The organism is Weizmannia sp. WK01 (assembly GCF_025905465.1).
GTDB classification, from domain to species: domain Bacteria; phylum Bacillota; class Bacilli; order Bacillales; family Bacillaceae_C; genus Weizmannia; species Weizmannia faecalis.
In genome coordinates this window covers 1,589,659-1,606,804 of sequence record NZ_CP109616.1, presented here as the reverse complement: position 1 = coordinate 1,606,804, position 17,146 = coordinate 1,589,659, and the positions used below count along the sequence as shown (strand labels likewise).

Genomic DNA, 17,146 nt, shown 5'->3' with positions numbered 1-17,146 from the left:
TCCCCCCTTTATAAAAGATTATTTTTTATTTTACCTGTTGATGTTGTTTTCATCCAGTTTCGTGACTGCAAGCCCCGATTTCATTATAATGGATCATAGCGGCGATTTTAACGGAAAGGGGTCTCATGATTGGAATTACCTGAAACCTTTATGGAAAAGATGGGGAAGCTGCTTGGAAAGGAAGCCGATGATTTTTTCCGCTCCTATGAAAAACCGCGGGCGTCCGGATTGCGCCTGAATCCGACAAAAGTGAGCGAAACGGAATGGCATGCGCACAACCCTTTCCATTTGGAAAAAATTCCTTTTGCCTCCGGTTATTATTTTGATGAAGAAAAAGACAAGCCTGGAAAACACCCGTACCATGCCGCCGGGCTCTATTATATCCAGGAGCCGAGCGCGATGTTTATCGCAGGGCAGCTCGGACTTGAAAAAGGCGATAAAGTGCTTGATTTATGCGCCGCGCCGGGGGGCAAATCGACGCAAATTGCATCTGGAATCGGCGAAAACGGATTTCTGCTTGCAAATGAAATCCATCCGAAGCGGGTGCGCGCGCTTTCTGAAAATATTGAACGGCTTGGGTTCTCCAATACCGTTGTGACAAACGAAACGCCTGAAAAACTGAGCCGGCATTTCGAAAACTATTTCGATAAAATTTTGGTTGACGCCCCCTGCTCCGGGGAAGGCATGTTCAGAAAAGATCCCGAAGCCGCGCGTTTCTGGAGCCAGGAACATGTCGAAGCGTGCGCGCAAAAACAACGCACGATCTTGGAGCATGCCTGGAAGATGCTAAAGCCCGGCGGCACCCTTGTTTATTCGACCTGCACCTTTTCTCCGGAAGAAAACGAACAGACAATTGAAGCTTTTTTGGCGCGGCATGAAGACATGGCACTGGTGCCGATTCCCCATGAACACGGCGTTGGACCGGGAAAGCCGGAATGGGCAACAGAAAAGCGGAAAGATTTGTCCAATGCGGCGCGTTTATGGCCGCACCGCTTAAAAGGCGAAGGACATTTTGCTGCAAAAATGCGCAAACACCCGGGGGAAACGGGGCAAAAGGTGCCGCTTGAAAAGGGCATGAAGCTTTCAAAGCAACAGGAAAAAGACTGGACAACCTTTGCCAAAAACACCCTCCAGCGTTTTGATCCAGGCAGGCGCTCCTTTTTTCTGTATAAAGACGAACTTTTCCTGCTGCCCTTTAACTGCCCGCAGTTAAAGGGGCTCCGCCTTGTCCGGTGCGGCCTGCATCTCGGCGCTTTCAAAAAAAACCGGTTTGAACCGAATCACGCGCTCGCGCTTTCCCTGAAAGCCGGACAATGCAAACATCGGATGGACCTTAGCGCCGGAAGCAGTGAATGCATCCGCTATTTAAAAGGGGAGACACTGCCGGGAACAAGCGAGAATCGCGGCTGGGTCCTGATCACGGTGGACGGTTTTCCGCTCGGCTGGAGCAAAGAAGCGGGCGGCATTTTGAAAAACTTTTATCCGAAAGGGTTAAGGATCGTTTAAAACCCGTGTAATGCGCCCAGACAAGTGTTTTGGTGCCGTTTACGTCCGCGTCAAGATCGTTTAAAATCCGTATCATGTACACAGGCGGCGGCGAAACCTTCTGTGGCATATTGAAAAGCCGGCTTTTAAAGGCCGGCTTTTTGCGTTATTTTGGAAATCCAAGTGTAAACGAGATGTCATCATGCTGCAAATCAAATTCGTTGACTTTTACTTTGGCGCCGTTTTCCAGCTTCATATTTTGCAGCTGGACATACACTAGTTTTTCGCCCGGCTGGATGATCACCCATTTCGGCAGGTGGTAAGTCGTTTTGACGAATTTTAAAATATAGGATACCGGGAGATGGATGGAACCGAGGGATACAGATTTTTGCTTTAAAACGAGATCCCCATTCTTTAACGCTTTCGGCTTAAACGTCATCTTATACTGCATTTTTTCGGAAAAGACCCCGACAGTTCCATAGTAGACGACTTCATCATTTAAAAGCACTTTCCCTTTTATTTTTTCTTCCCGCAAATAACGGTTAATGAGCGCTGTTAAGTCCGCCTTGTTCGTCTCTACCCGCAAATCAATCGTTTTTCCGGTTTTTTCCGGTTTGGGCACGCGGCCATCCGGCACAAAAAGAAAGAAGGAAAGCACGAGTACAAAGGCCACAACCACTGAAGCCAGTGCAAAAAAAGCGATTTTCCATGGGTTTCTTTTCACGCAAGCATCATTCCTTTACCACTTTGCTATTTTGGAATCCCCAAAAAATTCCCTTTCAGGAGATACCGGTAAATCCGTTTCGACATCCGTTTATACCCTTCATCGTTCGGATGGAAATGATCGTCATAAAGCAATTCATCTTCGTTGTTCTCAAAAATATCTGCAACTGGGATAAAAATGGTATTTTTATAGCGCGATGCCACCTCTTTGCTGGCATCATTCCAGGCTGCAAGCATTTGGTCCACTTCTTTTATATCGGTCAGCCACTTCGAAAAAGGGTTATAGAGCCCGACGAGCGCAATCTTTACATCCGGATTGATCGCGCGGATGCGGCGGAAAATTTGATCGAGCCGTTGTTTGTACCCTGGAATGGCCGCCTCAAACTCCTGCTTGTTTAAATTGGAAATATTTTCACGGAGCACTTTCATCATATCATTGCCGCCGATGGTAATCATAACAACATCTGAATCCTTGATGGACTTCCGAATTTTTTCATCCTGGAGCCGGGCAAGCAATTGGTCGGTCCGGTTCCCTTTTACGCCATAATTGGCAATGGTGGTTTTTTTCACACCCTTTAAGGCGTCCAGTTCATTTTTCAAGTAATAGGTGTAACCGCCGCGCCCTTTGCTGTCGCCTACGCCTTCAGTCAGGGAGTCCCCGATCGAGACGATGTGCAGCGGAACGGGCACCATCTTTTTTTCGTTGCTTGCCGGTTTAAACAACAGGCCGGTTATGCCGTGTGAACAGCCCGATAAAGCAAGCGCAACGGAAGCGAGAAGAGGAATGAACCATTTTTTCATTTTTGTCACCACTTAGCCTTTCTGAATTTACAATGTACCCATTATAACATGAAAAACGGGATCTTCTGCTGATGAATGCATAAAATTGCACCCGCTAAAGACGCAAGTTGTTTCCATTGCAGATTGCCCCGCAAAACCCTATAATAAAAAGAAGCTTAAAGACGAAGGTGGTTTAAATTTTTGACAACTTCAACACTGCTTTCATCCTGGAAACAGGAACTGGCCAATGCCGTTACGCATGGCATCGGTTTTCTGCTCAGCATTCCGGCGATGGTTATACTCGTCGTTTTCGCCGCAGAAAAGAATAACCCGCTCTATCTAGGAAGTTTTCTTGTTTTCGGGGTTTCCATGCTGCTTTTGTATTTGTTTTCCACACTGCTGCACAGCTTTTACTGGACGAAAGTGAAAACATTTCTCGCGATTCTGGACCATTCTGCCATTTACTTGTTAATTGCCGGAACGTATACGCCGATTGTGCTGATTACGCTGCATGGCACTTTGGGATGGGTATTGTTTTCGGTCGTATGGGGAGTGTCTGCCATTGGCATTTCCGGAAAATGTTTTCTCATTCACCGCTTTAAATTATTGTCCACGATGCTTTACTTAATCATGGGCTGGCTGATCCTCATTGCCATTGAGCCTTTGTATAAAGGGCTTACGGCTCCGGGATTCTGGCTCCTTTTTTCAGGCGGGATCTGCTACTCGGTAGGCGCCGTGTTCTACACATGGAAAAACCTTCCTTATTCCCATGCGATCTGGCATATCTTTGTCATTGCCGGAAGCGCGTTTATGTACTTCACGATTTTATTTTATGTCTGATGGCACAGAGAAAAACCATGGGAGTGTTTCCATGGTTTTTTACCTTTTCCGTACAAATACTTGAAATTCGTAGTCATAAGGATTTTTTTCGTTTTTTATCCCTTTTGTGCTGGAAGCCATTTCCCACTCCTCCCAGTCAACAGGCGGAAAATAGGTATCGCCTTCCATGTCAGCATGTATTTTCGTCCGGTACAATTTTTCCGCTTCCTCAAGCAGCAGGGCAAAAATCTCCGCGCCGCCCGTGACAAAAATCTCACCGCCATGTGCATCCGCCCATTTTAACAGTTCTGTTTTGCCTGCGACAACGACGCAGTCTTGGGCCTTAAAATCCGGGTCTCTCGTCATCACAATATTCGTTCTGCCGGGAAGCGGCTTTCCGATCGATTCAAACGTCCGCCTTCCCATGACAACCGGATGACCCATTGTTATGTTTTTAAAATACTTCAAGTCTTCGGGAAGATGCCACGGAAGCGCATTGTTCTTTCCAATCACGCCTTTTTCATCTTCCGCCCATAAAAAGGAAATCATACACTCACCTTCCCCGGGATGTGCGGATACGGATTGTAATCTTTTAATGTAAAATCTTCGTACCGGAAGGAGAAAATGTCTTTTACTTCAGGATTCAAAACCATTTTCGGCAGCTTGCGGGGCTCCCGTGTCAGCTGCAGCTTCACTTGTTCGATATGGTTCAAGTAAATATGGGCATCGCCAAGCGTATGGACAAAGTCCCCCGGTTCCAGCCCCGTAACCTGCGCAATCATCATCGTAAGCAGCGCGTAAGAAGCAATGTTAAACGGCACGCCGAGGAAAATATCGGCCGAACGCTGGTACAGCTGGCATGACAGCTTGCCGTTTGCCACATAAAACTGGAAAAAGCAATGGCACGGCGGCAGGGCCATCCTGTCAATCTCCCCAACATTCCATGCGTTAACGATCAGGCGCCTGGAATCCGGATTGGTTTTGATTTGTTCAATGACCTGGGTGATCTGGTCGATCGTCCGCCCGTCCCGGGTTTGCCATGAACGCCATTGTTTCCCGTAAACCGGGCCGAGGTCGCCGTTTTCATCTGCCCACTCATTCCAAATGCGGACGCCGTTTTCCTGGAGGTATTTTACATTCGTATCTCCTTCAAGCATCCAGAGCAGTTCATAAATAATCGATTTCAAATGCAGTTTCTTAGTTGTCAGAAGCGGAAAACCGTCCTCCAGATGAAACCGCATTTGATGGCCGAAAACGCTGATCGTTCCGGTACCGGTCCGGTCATCTTTTTTGACGCCGTTTTCAAGCACTTCGCGGCAAAGATCTAAATATTGTTTCATCATGATTCCATCCTTTGTCATTCAAATATCCGGGTTTCTATCCTGGAAAATTGCGTTATATAAATTGAAATCCAGTTTTTACAATGGGGCAAAACCATCCATTTGCATAATTATTCCTTTTTGCGGCCGGCAACAAAGAAGCCATGTTTCGCTCATTTTACATCCTTCTGCCGGTGCTGTATTCACTGCGTTTGCAAAAAGCGCATGAAATGTTCGACTGGATGAGGTGTCCGTCTTCCACACCGCTTTAGTCTTTTATCCGTTGCAGCGCTGTCAGCTGCTGCCGCGACAAGCGTTCTTCAACCCGCCTTTATCCTTTCATCCATTGCGGCGGCATGTTTTTGCCCCAGTAAATGGTGCCAAGGTGGCGGTGCGTTTGGAAATGGTCAAAGGCTACATGGTAATGGAAATTAAAATAGTAGCCGTCGCCGGGCGGATGGTCGCGCCGGACATGGAAACGGATGATGTCTTTATTTGTTTCCGTATTGTAAATATGAAACATTTTTTCACCGGTTCCCGCACTCGGCTGGTCTGAAACAGCGAGCAGCGGTAGTTTGTCCTGCGGGTATTCCTGCAGCGTTTCCGCGATGGCGGTTTGAATGTTTGGCAAAACGGCAGCACGGAACTCGTCTTCAATAACAGGCCTGATCCTTTCCCCGAATTTCAGATAAGCCCGTTTTTCTGCATCTTCAACGAATGACCGAGCAAGCGCGGCACTGTCAATCTTGCGGCTTGTGGCAGCCGTCCGATTGGAATAAGCAGAAGTCGTTTCCGCCGTTTCATTGCCAGTTTTATAGAGATGATTCCAGATTGCATGGGAAGGGGGGACAAGGCCGAATGTTAAAACAGAAACAAGGATAACCATTGATTTTTTCAGCCAGTTTTTCACGTGATCCCCTCCATATCCCAACAGTTCGAATATGTATTTATTATATAATATTTACACAGAAAAAACAGGCCCCATTTTGCAACCGGAATGATGCAAACGGGGCCGCAATTTTATGCGCAGTGTTGGTCAAAAGCAGCATGCAGATTTTCGATGATTTCTTCGACTTCATGCCCTTCGATATCGCTTCTCGGGATAAAATGGGCCACTTCTTTCCCTTGAAGCAGCGCCACAGAAGGGGAGGAGGGTTCGATGCCGGTAAAATACTCACGCATTTTTGCCGTTGCTTCTTTGTCCTGGCCGGCAAATACCGTAACAAGATGGTCCGGCTTCTTTTCAGCCGTCCGGATTGCCTCAACAATTGCCGGACGCGCAAGCCCGGCTGCGCAGCCGCACACCGAGTTCACGACAACCAGCGTGGTGCCTTCCGCTTTTTCCATATAGGCCTCTACTTCTTCCGGTGTACGCAGTTCCGTAAACCCGTTTGCCGTCAATTCTTCCCTCATCGGGGTAATAAGCGCCCGCATGTATTCTTCATATGCCATTGACATGTTGATGTCCTCCTTTAATTATGGCTGGATTTGCCTTGCTTCTGTCATCTGCTTCCAGACCGAGCCTTTTGCTTCTTCGCCTTTTGTAATCCGCTCAATCGCCATTCTGACCTGGAGCCTGACTTCAAATTCAGGGTCGTTTTCCGCTTCCCTTAAAGCCGGTAGAGAAGCTTCGTCACCCGCTTCGTATAAAAACATGGCGGCGCGCCACCTGACAATTTTGCTTTTGTCTTTGAGCGCTTTTGCCATTTCCCCGCATGCCTCTTTGAACCCGAGATCGCTAAGACAGTCGCCTGCCGTCCGCCGCACGCTTGCATTCGCATCATGCAGACCGCGGTATAAAAGCGGCAGTACCCGCTTGTCTTTCACCATGCCCAAATACACAACGGCAAGCCGCCTGATCGATGGCTTTTCATCTCCCAAGGCTTTTTCAAGAACAGGCAAGTCGGAAAGATCAGGGTCTTCCATTTGTTCAAGGAGCCGGTACCTTTTGCGCCAGTCATCCGTTTCCAGCATGCCGGGCGTTAATTTCAATCTTTTTTTGGCAGCGGGAACCTGTTCCGGATGCTGCGCTTCATTTACAAGCCGGTTTAGCCTTTCTTTCGGATAAGCGGCAATGATTTCTTCTGTGACTTCCGCACCGATCTCTTGCATCTCTCCGTACCGCACGCCGAAGTCTTTCCATTTCCGCAAGAAAACATAATTGTCGCCTTCCAGTTGCGCAGCGGCCAGCGCCTCGGCAAAATAAGCCGGCAGCCCGAAACGTTTTTCCTGTTCCCCGTCCGTCAGTTTTACCTGGAGTGGAATGCCTTTAAACATCTGGACAAACACCTGAACTTCCCCGAAATGCTCATTGGCACGAGGGCTGTTTCCGGTTTCTGTTTCCGCCTCCCCGAACACCTCACGCACTTTCGGCAAAATGTCCTGCCAGTCCGTTTTACCATGCCGCTCCACCGCGAGAAAATCCGCAACATGGTATACGCCTTTCACGCCTTCGATATCAAGAATACGGCGGATCACAGGCGGCACCCCTTCTTCCTGCCCTTTCTTATAATTGCTGCGGGCGCCGTCCGGCAGTGCTTCCGTCAATACGACTTTCATCGTATTCGGGCTCGGCGTTGGTTCAATCGCTTTAATTTTCATTTCCACACCGCCTTTCCCATTCCAGTCTACTTGCATTTTAACATAATCACAGTGGATACACGAATGAGTTGATTCTTTTCGGAAATATCAAGCGTATCTTGAAAATGGAAAACATCTTTTGCGCGTTCGTAGGCTCACCCTTTTTTCCTTTCAAAAAGCATGTTCCCGGCTACCACCTATTCCTCCAGCCCGGAAAGCGACGGACCAACTGTCACGCTTTTCCGGCAAAAAACGGGTCGCCTTCCTCAGAATTAGTTGTCGTTTTTTTCCTGCAGTTCGGAAAGATAGCTCCAGCGTTCAATAAGGCCTTCCAGCCGTTCGTTTTCTTCTTCGAGCGCTGTTGAAATTTCCTGAGCTTTGACAAAATCGGAGCCGGCTTGTTCCAATTGTTCGTTCAGTTCGGCAATGGTTTGCTCGCATGCTTCAATCTTTTCGTCTATCTCTTCCCATTCCCGTTGTTCATGATAAGACCATTTTTTTCGTTTCGGTTCCCGTTTAGGCTTTGGCACATCCGTTTTTTCCTCCTGTGCCGGCGTTTCATGCGCGATTTCGAGGTAGTCGCTGTAACGGCCGAAAAAGCGGCTGATTTTGCCGCCGCCTTCAAAAATAAGCAGCTGCTCCGCGGTTTTATCAAGAAAATAGCGGTCGTGTGAAACCGAGATGACGACGCCCGGAAACTCTCCGATATAATCTTCAAGCACGGTAAGCGTCTCCGTATCGAGATCATTCGTCGGTTCGTCCAAAAGCAGCACATTTGGCCGCGACATCAGAAGCCTGAGCAAATACAGCCTGCGCTTTTCGCCGCCCGACAGTTTTCTGACCGGGGTGCCGTGCGTGTGCATGTCAAAAAGAAATCTTTCCAGCATTTGCGCGGCGGAAATCGTTTCCCCGTCTTTTGTTGTCACCGTATCCCCCGCTTCCCGTATATACTCGATCATCCGCTTATCTTCATTCATGCCTGGCGTTTCCTGACGGTAATACGCGATTTTAACGGTCTGCCCGGTGAGGCGTTCCCCGGAATCGAGCGGAATCCTGCCAGCGAGAATGTTCATCAAAGTTGATTTTCCGCTTCCATTTTTCCCGACGATGCCGATCCGGTCACCCGGCTTTACGAGCAGGTTGAAATCCTTTAGAATCGTCTCTGAACCGAACGCTTTATTAGCATGCTGCAGTTCAAAAACCTGTTTGCCGAGGCGGCTGCCGGACAAAGCGATATCGGCTTCCTGCTGCCGGGGGCTTTTACCGAGGCTGGATTCCAGTTCTTCAAAACGCCCGATCCTTGCTTTTTGTTTTGTCGAACGCGCCTTTGCCCCGCGCTTCATCCAGGCAAGCTCCCGCCTGTACAAATTTTTCCGTTTTTCTTCCTGCTGCAGTTGCGCTTCTTCCCGCTGCGCTTTTGCTTCCATAAAATCCTGGTAATTCCCTTTGTAGCTGTACAGTTTTCCACCATTAAGCTCGAAAATCCGGTTTGCCGCCCGGTCGAGGAAATAGCGGTCATGTGTCACAAACAGGACAGAACGGGGATATTTTGCAATAAATGCTTCCAGCCACTTGACAGCCGGATAGTCGAGATGGTTGGTCGGCTCATCCAAAATCAACAAATCGGGTGTTTCCATTAATACCCGGGCAAGGGCGACCCGCTTTTTCTGTCCGCCTGACAATCCCGAAATTTTTCTGTCCAAATCGCGGATGCCAAGTTTTGAAAGGACCGTCTGTGCATTGGCGCCGGCTTCCCATGCACCGCCGGCATCCATTTCTTTTTGCAGCCGGAACAATCGATCCTGTTTGTCTGCATTTCCCGGATCCTTCCCGACTTCAAGCAGCGCCTCTTCATAGGAACGTAAAAGCGCCATAATTGGAGACTCGCTTTTATATACCTGTTCAAGGACCGTGAAGGCCGGATTCAGTTCAGGCTCCTGCGGCAAATAACCAATGGTATAATCGTTCGGCGTGCTCAGTTCCCCGCTATCCGCTTCATCCTGTCCCGCAATGATTTTCAGCAGGCTCGATTTTCCGGTGCCATTGACGCCGACAAGGCCGATCCGTTCCTGTTCCCCAATGTGGAAAGAAAGATCACCAAACAGCACTTTTTCCCCGTAAGATTTTGTCAGTCCCTGAGCTTGAAATATTTTCATCGTTCAACATTCCATTCTTTGAAAAATTCCTGTAAAAACTGCTCCATAAAGTAGTGGCGTTCTTCTGCAAGTTTTTTCGCCGTCTCAGTGTACAGCCTATCTTTTAAAAGTAATAGCTTTTCATAAAAATGATGGATCGAGGAAGTTTTCCCGTTTCGATATTCTTCTTCAGTCATTTGTTTTCTCACTGGCAGTTCCGGGTCATAGAGCGGCTGACCCTTTTTTCCGCCGTATGCGAATGCGCGAGCGATCCCAATTGCCCCGATTGCATCCAACCGGTCGGCATCACGGACAGCCATTGCCTCAAAATGCAACAGTTCTGTTTCATTGCCGCCTTTAAAAGAAATGCTTGCAACGATATTTTGAATTTGCTCTTTTTGATATTCCGCTAGCGGCAGGCTGTTTAAAAAGGCCTTCAGTTTTTTCGCCCCTTTCTGGTTGTCCGCGTTCAGCTTTACGTCCGGAATATCGTGCAAAAGGGCGCTAGCTTCAATGATAAATCGATCACCTTTTTCCTCTTTTTCCGCAATATAGAGTGCAAGCCCGCGGACACGCCTAATGTGGTGCCAGTCATGACCGGAAGCATCTCCGCTGTGGAAAGCGCGGGCGAACAGTTCAATCTGTAAAAGAACCGGATGTTTATACATAAATGCCCCTTTCTTTGCCTTCATTTTATCATGTTTTTTGGGCAAGCAAGCCAAAAGCTGCACGACAGAGCATGCAGCTTTTGTTAGACCCTCATCCGGCGCAAAGTCTTCACGGCATCTGCGGGCATCTTAAGCAAATCATCCATTAAATCTTCCGTTATCAGCCGGGCAAAATCGATGGCAACTTCTTCGGTTACACCCGAGCGTGATGAGCGGACAGTCCTTTCCTCGATGCGGCGCCGGTTGCCGTTTCCCCATGCGGAAAAGATAATCTGTTTATAATCAGCGGATCGGTCTCTGTTTTTCCAGGAAAAAGTTACGGCCGCACTGGCACCCGCTTTGGCGCCGGACGCGAGATCCAGTATTTCCGCCGCCAGCTGCCCGAGCGAAGCCGAAAGACAGATCGTTACGCTTGCTTCCTGCCATTCCGGAAGCTGAAGCGTAATGCGGTATTCCCGGGACATTTCCGCCAGGTCGACCAGGTCTTTTCTTCCGGTGATGGATGCTTCCCCTCGTAAATCAAGCTCATAGGCAGCACCTTCGAATACAGTCTTCATATTTTCAAAAGCAGTTGGGTCAAACATCGCCTGTCCCCCGTTTAAAAGAGCCCGGATGCGCGGCCGTCCGCATCAACATCCATCCGGTAAGCGGCCGGTTCTTTCGGAAGACCCGGCATGGTCAGAACGTCTCCTGTCAGGGCAACGATAAACCCGGCGCCAAGCTTCGGGACAAGTTCGCGGACATGGATCGCAAAATCATACGGACGGCACGTTTTGTGCGGGTCATCGGATAAGGAATACTGCGTTTTTGCAATACAAACAGGAAGATGTCCCCATCCGAATTGTTCAAATTCGCGGATTTGTTTTTGCGCCTTCGCGGAAAATTCGGCACCGCGGCCGCCATACACCTGACGCACAATCGCCTCTATCTTCTCTTCAATGGTTGATTCAAGCGGGTAAACCGGCCTGAATGTATGTGGCTGTTTGGCGGCTTCCAGCAGTTTGGCCGCAAGATCTATGCCACCTGCGCCCCCTTTTTCCCACACTTCCGTAAGCGACACAGGAATGCCACGTTCACTGCACCAATTTTCTAAGACAGCAATTTCCGCATCACTGTCCGATATAAACCGGTTGATGGCAACGACAAACGGCAGACCGAATGAAGCGATCGTTTCAACATGTTTTTGCAGGTTTAAAAGCCCGGCTTCAAGAGCTGCAATATTTTCTGCCGCCAAATCTTCCTTGCGCACCCCGCCGTGCATTTTTAATGCGCGGATGGTGGCGACAATCACAACGCCGTCCGGTTTCAAGCCGGCTGCCCGCGCTTTAATGTCGAGGAATTTTTCAGCACCGAGATCGGCACCAAAGCCGGCTTCCGTGACGACATAATCGGCCAGTTTCAAAGCGGTTTTGGTCGCCATCACGCTGTTGCAGCCGTGCGCAATATTGGCAAACGGGCCACCGTGGACAAGCGCCGGTGTATGTTCGATCGTCTGGACAAGATTCGGTTTCAAAGCATCTTTCAGCAATAAGGCAATCGCGCCTTCGATTCCGAGGTCACCGACGGTCACGGGTTTCTTTTCGTAATTGTAGGCTACAACGATGTTCGCAATCCGCCTTTTTAAATCTTCGAGATCTTCCGCCAGGCATAAAACGGCCATCAGTTCAGAAGCCACCGTAATGTCAAATCCGTCTTCACGGGGCACGCCCTGGCCGGGACCGCCGAGACCGACGACCACATGGCGCAGCGCCCGGTCATTTAAATCGACCGCCCGCTTCCAGACAATGCGGCGCTGGTCAATCTGCAATCGATTTCCCTGGTGGATATGATTGTCCAGCAAAGCGGAAATGGCATTATTGGCAGCGGTAATCGCATGAAAATCGCCTGTGAAATGAAGATTGATCTCTTCCATCGGCAAGACTTGTGCATAACCGCCGCCCGTTGCGCCCCCTTTCAGCCCCATGACCGGTCCGAGTGATGGCTCCCTTAAGGCAATCACGGTTTTATGGCCCAGCTGTTTTAATGCATCGCCGAGTCCGATTGTGACGGTTGACTTGCCTTCCCCAGCCGGCGTCGGATTGATGGAAGTGACAAGAAATAATTTTCCGTCTTTTTTGGTTTTAAGCTGCTTGATTTTTTCATATGTAATTTTCGCCTTGTATTTCCCGTAATATTCAAGGTCTTCTTCTGCAAGCTGCACGGTTTCCGCAATTTCTTTGATCGGTTTCAGCGAAGCATGCTGTGCAATATCAATATCCGTCTTTCCAATCGAATGGCTTGGCAATGTCAAATCCTCCGCTTCATCAAAAATCTGCTTCCATCTTCTATTCTACATACCCCTGTAGCCCATTGCACCTGAAAAAAGGATTTTTTCACCCATACCGGAAAATCGTTTGGCTCTAGCCCTAATTTTCTGCATAAAGGCGCCATGCGAAGTTTGTTTTCCGGCTGGCGGGAAAGAGCCCTGCTTGCATCAAGCAGGGAGGGTTCTAAATCCTGATGCGTGCCGGCAGACAGCCTTTTAGGCAACATGCCCCATCATCCGGTGCATAAAAAGGAACCAGCACCCATTTCAAGGGCAGGGAGGCCGGAAAATTCAATCCTCGTTTTGTGCCTGAAGCCGCTTCAGGTCGTTCACCCGGCCCGGATCTTCCTCAAAGTATTGGACAAGGTCTCCGATCCGGTCAATGGAATTCCAGCTCAGGTGATGTTCAATTCCTTCTACATCTCTATAAATATTTTCTTCGTCGACCCCGATGATCCTTAAAAACTGTTCAAGCAAATGATGGCGGTCGACGAGCCGTTTTCCAATTTTTTTGCCTTTAGGGGTGAGGACCAGTCCGCGGTATTTTTCATAAACAAGATAATCATCCTTATCCAGCTTCTGTACCATTTTCGTGACGGATGAAGGATGAACGGAAAGCGCTTCTGCAATATCAGAAACACGCGCATATCCTTTGCTTTCAATCAGAATAAAAATCTGTTCAATGTAGTCTTCCATACTAGGTGTCGGCATCCACGGGCCCCCATTCTTACAACAAATATTGAGTCTGCCGGTACAATAACAATACCATCAGTTTACTATAATCACGGATGATGTACAAGAATTCCTGAAAAAAGCTGCGCCAGTTTTAAACCGCTTGCAAATTTAAGAATTCACAACAATTTTCCCTCATTTTTGATTCGTTTGTCTTGACTATCCATACCGGATGGAGTATATTAATTATAACATTAAACAAGTGATTTCCCAGACCTTGATGGCGGTTTTTCATCTGTTTAATGCAACATTTTTTGGCACGAACGTGCTTTTGATTTAGGAGGATTAAGAAATGCAAAACGGTAAAGTAAAATGGTTCAATAACGAAAAAGGCTACGGGTTCATTGAAGTTGAAGGTGGAGACGATGTTTTCGTTCATTTCACCGCTATTCAAGGTGAAGGATTCAAAACATTGGAAGAAGGCCAAGCTGTTTCTTTCGACATCGTTGAAGGCAACCGCGGACCTCAGGCAGCGAATGTAACAAAACTTTCATAAATCATAGAATGCAACGAGGCTGGCTTTTATGCCAGCCTTTTATTTTTCTGCATTTGTGTAAGTCCTCACAATACCGGATTGTGGCATTTTTCCGGTTGTTGCATCAGTATACTGTTTACAAGTCTGCGATGTCTTCCGCCACGCCTGTTGTCTGAGCCGACTTTGTTCGATTTAATACGGCAAGACGGGCAACCGTTTTCGGGTGCCGCCTGTTTCCCGCATTTTGTAATACCCGTCACGATAACCGGTCGCCGTATTTTTTCAGCTTTTCGCCTACCGTGCATTGCCGGATGCAAAACTGGTGGGCATATTTTTTCCCACGTGTTTTCCGGAAATGCGATTTTAAAAAACAGCCTTCACAATACGTCTTCAATATTTCATCCACTTCCCGGATGAGTTGTTTTCTTTCCATCTTTATCCCTTCTTTCTTTCCGCCAGCTTTCCCATCCGCATTGCGCGTGCATTTATCCATTGCGGCACGCCGGACTTTCCCGGGGATCCCTTTATCAAAATTTCCCCGAATTTGGGCATGCTATAACAAGAGGTGATCAGGATGGCTAAAAAAGACAATACAAACCGCGGTAAAGCGGCAAATTCCGTTACGCCGCAAGGAATCGCACAGGATGCGGCATTCGCGCCGGACCCAAAGACAACCCTTGAAAACCGCGCGAAAAAGTCCAATACAAAAATCTGACAATCGCAAAACGGAGAAGAAAAACAGCATTCTTGTCCTGAATGCTGTTTTTCCACTTTCCGTCCCCAATTAAACCGGGCAAAGTGGTTAAGAAATGAAGCTTGCGTTTATCCGCGCTGTAACTAAATGGCGTTTTACCATTTTTAATTCCAGTTCCTCCATCAGTTCCATAAACGTTTCAGGAATCTGGCCAAACCGCGCTTCTTCCAAAGAAAAAGCCACAGGCACATCACAACGGATTTCAGCAAGTTTTCTGCTCAGGTGCAGCATCTCCAATCCCGCTTCGATTTTTTTCTGCTGTGACGGGGTGAGCTCCCCGAGATGTTCCAAAATGCCGCCGATGTTTCCAAACCGGCTGACGAGCTTAAACGCTGTTTTTTCACCGATCCCCTTCACACCCGGATACCCGTCGCTTGTATCACCCATCAGCGCTTTTACATCGATAAACTGCCGCGGCGTCACCCCGTATTCGTCCATAAACGCCGCCTTTGTATAGGTTTTATAATTTCCGAACCCTTTTTGGAGGAGATGGACTTCCACATGGTCATCCAAAAGCTGCAAGATGTCGCGGTCGCCGGTCAAAATGGAAATATCCGCCTCGTCTTTGAACCGGCTGCTAAGGGTGCCAAGACAGTCGTCCGCTTCATACCCGGCCACTCCGACATTTGGAATTTCAAAAGCTTCCACTGTTTCTTTCGCCAGGTCAAATTGCGGAATCATCTCAACCGGCGGGACGTCCCGGTTTGCTTTATATTCACCGTACAGGTCGTTGCGGAACGTTTTGCTCCCCATATCCCAGCAAACGGCCACATGCGTCGGTTTTTTGTTCTCAGCCGCCAAAAGCAAATGGCGCAAAAAGCCCTGCACGCCGTTTGTCGGCATCCCTTTAGAATTCACCATAAACTGCCCCGTCACGGCAGTGGCATAAAAAGCCCGGAAAAGGAGCGCCATCCCGTCAATTAAAAGCAAATGCGGCCTCTTATTCATGCGATCACCTCATCAAATATCATCCTGTTATTATAACACAACCAGCAACTGGCCGCATTGAAAAAAGGCGGTTCTAAACGGGCGAACCATTGTGCCCGGTTGAAATCCAGCCGACCGTAGATCAAAGCAGGGAAAAATTCAACTGGGATCTACAAGATTTTCTTCCATCAACCGGTCGAGCGCGAGCAGGACGGCCATTTTGACATGCGCATACGTAAGGCCGCCCTGAACATAGGCGGTGTATGGCGGGCGGAGCGGGCCGTCGGCGGAAAGCTCGATGCTTGCCCCCTGGATAAACGTGCCAGCTGCCATGATGACATCGTCCGCATAACCGGGCATATCACTCGGATATGGCGTCACATAAGAATTCACCGGTGAAGCAAACTGAATCGCCTGGCAAAAGGCGACCATGCTGTCCGGGTCGCCAAATTCAACGGACTGGATGAGGTCCGTCCTCGGCGCATCCCATTTCGGATACGTATTCATCCCGGATTTTTCCAAGATTGCCGATGTAAACACCGCACCTTTTAATGCCTCTGCCACCACATGCGGCGCCAGAAAGAAGCCCTGGTACATCTCAAGAAGGCTGTAAAGCGATGCTCCTGCTTCCGCGCCAATTCCGGGAGATGTCATCCTGTAAGCGCAGCTTTCCACCCATTTTTTCTTCCCGACAATATAGCCGCCCGTTTTCGCAAGCCCGCCGCCCGGATTTTTGATAAGCGAACCGGCCATTAAATCCGCGCCAACATGGCATGGCTCCTTCTCCTCTACAAATTCGCCGTAGCAGTTGTCGACAAACACAACTGCATCCGGCTTGATTTCTTTTACAAAGCGGATCATTTCCCCGATCTCATCCACTGTAAACGAAGGTCTTGACGCATATCCTTTTGAGCGCTGGATCGCAACCATTTTTGTATGGGGATGGATCGCTTTTCTTACCGCTTCAAAATCGACCGTGCCGTCTTCCTTCAAGTTTACATAATTATAGGTTATGTTAAACTCCTGCAGCGAACCGTTGCCACTACCGTGCACCCCTGTAATTTCATCAAGCGTATCGTACGGCTTTCCGGTTATGTATAGCAATTCATCCCCCGGGCGGAGGACGCCGAAAAGCGCAATCGTAATCGCATGTGTCCCGGAAATGATTTGCGGGCGGACGAGCCCGGCTTCCGCGCCGAAAACATCGGCATATATGTTCTCAAGTGTTTCCCTGCCGGCGTCATCATAGCCGTATCCGGTCGACGGATAAAAATGCGACTCGCTCACTTTATACTTTTGAAAACTTTGCAAAACGCGGAACTGGTTCGCTTCCGCCCGTTTTTCTATTGCGCTGTGGACCGGGCGAATTTGACGCTCGGCCTCTTCTGCCATTTGCCTGAGTTTGGCACCATGAGTCAAATACTGGTACATCTTCTACACCTTT

The 17,146-nt window shown here is 48.6% G+C and carries 19 protein-coding genes; 4 read left to right on the top strand and 15 right to left on the bottom strand.

Features of this window, described 5'->3' with window-relative positions:
* Positions 1 to 129: 129 nt before the first annotated feature.
* Positions 130 to 1,506 (top strand): RsmF rRNA methyltransferase first C-terminal domain-containing protein, encoded by a 1,377-nt coding sequence (locus tag OF158_RS07420; RefSeq protein WP_035185057.1) that lies wholly within the window; start codon positions 130 to 132, stop codon positions 1,504 to 1,506.
* Positions 1,507 to 1,651: 145 nt separating this feature from the next.
* Here OF158_RS07420 and OF158_RS07415 read toward each other — a convergent pair whose 3' ends face one another.
* The gene (locus OF158_RS07415; RefSeq protein WP_035185060.1) at positions 1,652 to 2,209 is read right to left on the bottom strand and encodes a YpmS family protein; all 558 of its coding nucleotides are present in this window, start codon (positions 2,207 to 2,209) and stop codon (positions 1,652 to 1,654) included.
* A 26-nt stretch (positions 2,210 to 2,235) separates the two neighbouring features.
* Complete coding sequence (locus OF158_RS07410) at positions 2,236 to 3,009, bottom strand: SGNH/GDSL hydrolase family protein (protein ID WP_017550778.1); 774 nt, start codon at positions 3,007 to 3,009, stop codon at positions 2,236 to 2,238.
* Between the two features lie 180 nt (positions 3,010 to 3,189).
* Here OF158_RS07410 and OF158_RS07405 point away from each other — a divergent pair, with 180 nt between their 5' ends.
* On the top strand, positions 3,190 to 3,828 hold the full coding sequence (locus OF158_RS07405) for a PAQR family membrane homeostasis protein TrhA (protein ID WP_035185064.1): 639 nt from the start codon (positions 3,190 to 3,192) through the stop codon (positions 3,826 to 3,828).
* Between the two features lie 39 nt (positions 3,829 to 3,867).
* Here the strand turns inward: OF158_RS07405 and OF158_RS07400 are convergent, their stop codons facing one another.
* The 10 genes from OF158_RS07400 to mntR all read right to left on the bottom strand — a co-directional run bounded on the left by OF158_RS07400 (position 3,868) and on the right by mntR (position 13,525).
* Positions 3,868 to 4,356, bottom strand: coding sequence for a dihydrofolate reductase (locus OF158_RS07400; RefSeq protein WP_017550776.1), 489 nt, complete (start codon positions 4,354 to 4,356; stop codon positions 3,868 to 3,870).
* Positions 4,353 to 5,147, bottom strand: a complete 795-nt coding sequence (locus OF158_RS07395; RefSeq protein ID WP_026104540.1) for a thymidylate synthase — start codon at positions 5,145 to 5,147, stop codon at positions 4,353 to 4,355. Before OF158_RS07395 ends, OF158_RS07400 begins: the two co-directional genes overlap by 4 nt.
* A gap of 310 nt (positions 5,148 to 5,457) precedes the next feature.
* Positions 5,458 to 6,036, bottom strand: a complete 579-nt coding sequence (locus OF158_RS07390) for a YpjP family protein (RefSeq protein ID WP_017550773.1) — start codon at positions 6,034 to 6,036, stop codon at positions 5,458 to 5,460.
* 110 nt (positions 6,037 to 6,146) lie between these two features.
* The gene (locus OF158_RS07385; protein ID WP_017550772.1) at positions 6,147 to 6,584 is read right to left on the bottom strand and encodes a BrxA/BrxB family bacilliredoxin; all 438 of its coding nucleotides are present in this window, start codon (positions 6,582 to 6,584) and stop codon (positions 6,147 to 6,149) included.
* An 18-nt stretch (positions 6,585 to 6,602) separates the two neighbouring features.
* Positions 6,603 to 7,727, bottom strand: a complete 1,125-nt coding sequence (locus OF158_RS07380) for a conserved virulence factor C family protein (protein WP_035185069.1) — start codon at positions 7,725 to 7,727, stop codon at positions 6,603 to 6,605.
* Between the two features lie 251 nt (positions 7,728 to 7,978).
* Positions 7,979 to 9,862, bottom strand: a complete 1,884-nt coding sequence (locus tag OF158_RS07375; RefSeq protein ID WP_014098470.1) for an ABC-F family ATP-binding cassette domain-containing protein — start codon at positions 9,860 to 9,862, stop codon at positions 7,979 to 7,981.
* The gene (locus OF158_RS07370) at positions 9,859 to 10,509 is read right to left on the bottom strand and encodes an HD domain-containing protein (protein ID WP_035185082.1); all 651 of its coding nucleotides are present in this window, start codon (positions 10,507 to 10,509) and stop codon (positions 9,859 to 9,861) included. The genes OF158_RS07375 and OF158_RS07370 overlap by 4 nt, the downstream gene beginning before the upstream one ends.
* Positions 10,510 to 10,592: 83 nt before the next feature.
* Complete coding sequence (locus tag OF158_RS07365) at positions 10,593 to 11,093, bottom strand: hypothetical protein (RefSeq protein ID WP_026683684.1); 501 nt, start codon at positions 11,091 to 11,093, stop codon at positions 10,593 to 10,595.
* Positions 11,094 to 11,107: 14 nt separating this feature from the next.
* Positions 11,108 to 12,793, bottom strand: a complete 1,686-nt coding sequence (locus tag OF158_RS07360) for a formate--tetrahydrofolate ligase (RefSeq protein WP_035185072.1) — start codon at positions 12,791 to 12,793, stop codon at positions 11,108 to 11,110.
* 312 nt (positions 12,794 to 13,105) lie between these two features.
* On the bottom strand, positions 13,106 to 13,525 hold the full coding sequence (mntR, locus tag OF158_RS07355) for a transcriptional regulator MntR (RefSeq protein ID WP_014098475.1): 420 nt from the start codon (positions 13,523 to 13,525) through the stop codon (positions 13,106 to 13,108).
* 313 nt (positions 13,526 to 13,838) lie between these two features.
* Here mntR and cspD point away from each other — a divergent pair, with 313 nt between their 5' ends.
* Entirely contained in the window at positions 13,839 to 14,042 is a 204-nt protein-coding gene (cspD, locus tag OF158_RS07350; protein WP_013859190.1) for a cold-shock protein CspD, read from the top strand.
* Between the two features lie 235 nt (positions 14,043 to 14,277).
* Here cspD and OF158_RS07345 read toward each other — a convergent pair whose 3' ends face one another.
* Positions 14,278 to 14,454, bottom strand: coding sequence for a zinc-finger domain-containing protein (locus tag OF158_RS07345; RefSeq protein ID WP_014098476.1), 177 nt, complete (start codon positions 14,452 to 14,454; stop codon positions 14,278 to 14,280).
* Between the two features lie 141 nt (positions 14,455 to 14,595).
* On the opposite strand from OF158_RS07345, the gene sspL reads away from it, so the two are divergent.
* On the top strand, positions 14,596 to 14,736 hold the full coding sequence (gene sspL, locus OF158_RS07340) for a small, acid-soluble spore protein L (RefSeq protein WP_013859188.1): 141 nt from the start codon (positions 14,596 to 14,598) through the stop codon (positions 14,734 to 14,736).
* Between the two features lie 87 nt (positions 14,737 to 14,823).
* Here the strand turns inward: sspL and OF158_RS07335 are convergent, their stop codons facing one another.
* Positions 14,824 to 15,723, bottom strand: coding sequence for a 5'-3' exonuclease (locus tag OF158_RS07335; protein WP_035185078.1), 900 nt, complete (start codon positions 15,721 to 15,723; stop codon positions 14,824 to 14,826).
* Between the two features lie 138 nt (positions 15,724 to 15,861).
* Complete coding sequence (locus OF158_RS07330; RefSeq protein WP_014098478.1) at positions 15,862 to 17,133, bottom strand: methionine gamma-lyase family protein; 1,272 nt, start codon at positions 17,131 to 17,133, stop codon at positions 15,862 to 15,864.
* Positions 17,134 to 17,146: the final 13 nt, after the last annotated feature.

Excerpts from the sequence above, each read along its gene's own strand:
- OF158_RS07335 (WP_035185078.1), bottom strand. The coding sequence starts at position 15,723 with ATGAATAAGAGGCCGCATTTGCTTTTAATTGACGGGATGGCGCTCCTT.
- OF158_RS07370 (WP_035185082.1), bottom strand. The coding sequence starts at position 10,509 with ATGTATAAACATCCGGTTCTTTTACAGATTGAACTGTTCGCCCGCGCT.
- OF158_RS07330 (WP_014098478.1), bottom strand. The coding sequence starts at position 17,133 with ATGTACCAGTATTTGACTCATGGTGCCAAACTCAGGCAAATGGCAGAA.
- OF158_RS07375 (WP_014098470.1), bottom strand. The coding sequence starts at position 9,862 with ATGAAAATATTTCAAGCTCAGGGACTGACAAAATCTTACGGGGAAAAA.
- OF158_RS07380 (WP_035185069.1), bottom strand. The coding sequence starts at position 7,727 with ATGAAAATTAAAGCGATTGAACCAACGCCGAGCCCGAATACGATGAAA.
- mntR (WP_014098475.1), bottom strand. The coding sequence starts at position 13,525 with ATGCCGACACCTAGTATGGAAGACTACATTGAACAGATTTTTATTCTG.
- OF158_RS07345 (WP_014098476.1), bottom strand. The coding sequence starts at position 14,454 with ATGGAAAGAAAACAACTCATCCGGGAAGTGGATGAAATATTGAAGACG.
- OF158_RS07395 (WP_026104540.1), bottom strand. The coding sequence starts at position 5,147 with ATGAAACAATATTTAGATCTTTGCCGCGAAGTGCTTGAAAACGGCGTC.
- OF158_RS07365 (WP_026683684.1), bottom strand. The coding sequence starts at position 11,093 with ATGTTTGACCCAACTGCTTTTGAAAATATGAAGACTGTATTCGAAGGT.
- OF158_RS07385 (WP_017550772.1), bottom strand. The coding sequence starts at position 6,584 with ATGTCAATGGCATATGAAGAATACATGCGGGCGCTTATTACCCCGATG.
- OF158_RS07400 (WP_017550776.1), bottom strand. The coding sequence starts at position 4,356 with ATGATTTCCTTTTTATGGGCGGAAGATGAAAAAGGCGTGATTGGAAAG.
- sspL (WP_013859188.1), top strand. The coding sequence starts at position 14,596 with ATGGCTAAAAAAGACAATACAAACCGCGGTAAAGCGGCAAATTCCGTT.
- OF158_RS07410 (WP_017550778.1), bottom strand. The coding sequence starts at position 3,009 with ATGAAAAAATGGTTCATTCCTCTTCTCGCTTCCGTTGCGCTTGCTTTA.
- cspD (WP_013859190.1), top strand. The coding sequence starts at position 13,839 with ATGCAAAACGGTAAAGTAAAATGGTTCAATAACGAAAAAGGCTACGGG.